The organism is Brachyspira sp., assembly GCF_050873525.1.
GTDB lineage: Bacteria > Spirochaetota > Brachyspiria > Brachyspirales > Brachyspiraceae > Brachyspira.
Window position 1 is genome coordinate 1 of record NZ_JBNMIZ010000349.1, and the last position, 1,313, is coordinate 1,313.

A 1,313-nucleotide genomic window follows, 5' to 3' on the forward strand; every position below is an offset into this window, starting at 1 on the left:
CCACTAAAAAGTAGAAATTTCCCGTTTCAACTTCTTGCGAATATGATACTTCATAATTTGAAAATACCATAACCATAACTAATACAAAAAACATAATTAAATTTTTCATTTTATTTTTTCTCCTTGATTTTTAATTTATTTATTTTTTAATTTTAAATTTTAATTTTTAATAATAATTCATTCCCAAAAAAGCGCCTATTAAAGAATAGGAAACTTCGTCCATCGATACTCGCACTCTGTCTCTGCTATTATATCTATATAAAGCGGTTTCTCTTTTGCGATTATCGATTAAAGAAATTCTATCCAAATAAAATTCTCCGTTTTCTTTTTTGAAAGTATAATATTTGAAATCGTATTTTGAATCTCCGAAATGCGAATAATCTTCAAGCGTAAAATAATCGCCTTTTGAAACTATATTTATATCTTCAGTTAAAGGCATTCCGTTAAAACCGCCTACAAAACTTGCGCTCCTCTTTCCAAATTGCGCTATACTTAAAGCTCCTTTTATTAGCCATAAACTCGTATAAGAATCCAAATATTCTCTCTGCCCTCTCGAATTAATCGGCGCGCCAACGCTCATTATATAATAATAATCGTTTCCGACTTTTTTCAAACAACTTGTTAAATCTTCTCGCTCGCCAAAATCAAAATTCCTCGCATTCGCATTTTCAATTATCGTATTGAATTCATATTTTAATTTTGCCGAAGGTTTATCCGAATATTCTTTTTTTAATAGTTTATTCATTTCGGATATTACTTTATTATTTATTTCGTTCAATAAAGAATCTATATCGTCCGACTCTGCCGTGAAATTTCTAAACTTCTCTGATACAATATAATTTTCTTTCATAGAAATATTTGCCACAATCTCCAAAATATCTTTTTTATTTTTTAGATAATCTAAAGCCTTTTTTCCTCTGTCGTCCGTTATAGACATATCCGCTCCGTTTTCTATCAATATTCCCGCCGCTTCAATATCTCCTTCTCGGCATAAAGTTATAAGTGGAGTAGCGCCACTCATACTTTTTTCGTTTATGTCCGCTCCAAATTTTACAAGCCCCGAAACAATATCCGAATATCCCAAAGTTGCCGACTGATAAAAAGCCTCTTCATAATCTTTATTCTTAATAAGCTCCCGTATATTTTCTATGCCTCTGTCGTTTTTATGTTTTTTCAATGCCGAAGCAAGCTCTCCGCTTTTCCCCGAACATGAAACCGCAATAATAACGGCTAAAGATATAACAAATATTTTCTCAAATCGTCTTAAAAGTTTCATTTTTTTCTCCTTGAATAAATTTGATTAAAGTTAAAAA

1 protein-coding gene is annotated in these 1,313 nt (G+C 30.9%); it reads right to left on the reverse strand.

What is annotated here, in order from left to right; translation table 11 throughout:
• Window positions 1-166 precede the first annotated feature (166 nt).
• A complete protein-coding gene (locus ACR0QS_RS13255; protein ID WP_432633925.1) occupies window positions 167-1,276 on the reverse strand; it encodes an ankyrin repeat domain-containing protein in 1,110 nt (369 codons plus the stop codon).
• Window positions 1,277-1,313: the final 37 nt, after the last annotated feature.

Excerpts from the sequence above, each read along its gene's own strand:
- ACR0QS_RS13255 (WP_432633925.1), bottom strand. The coding sequence starts at position 1,276 with ATGAAACTTTTAAGACGATTTGAGAAAATATTTGTTATATCTTTAGCC.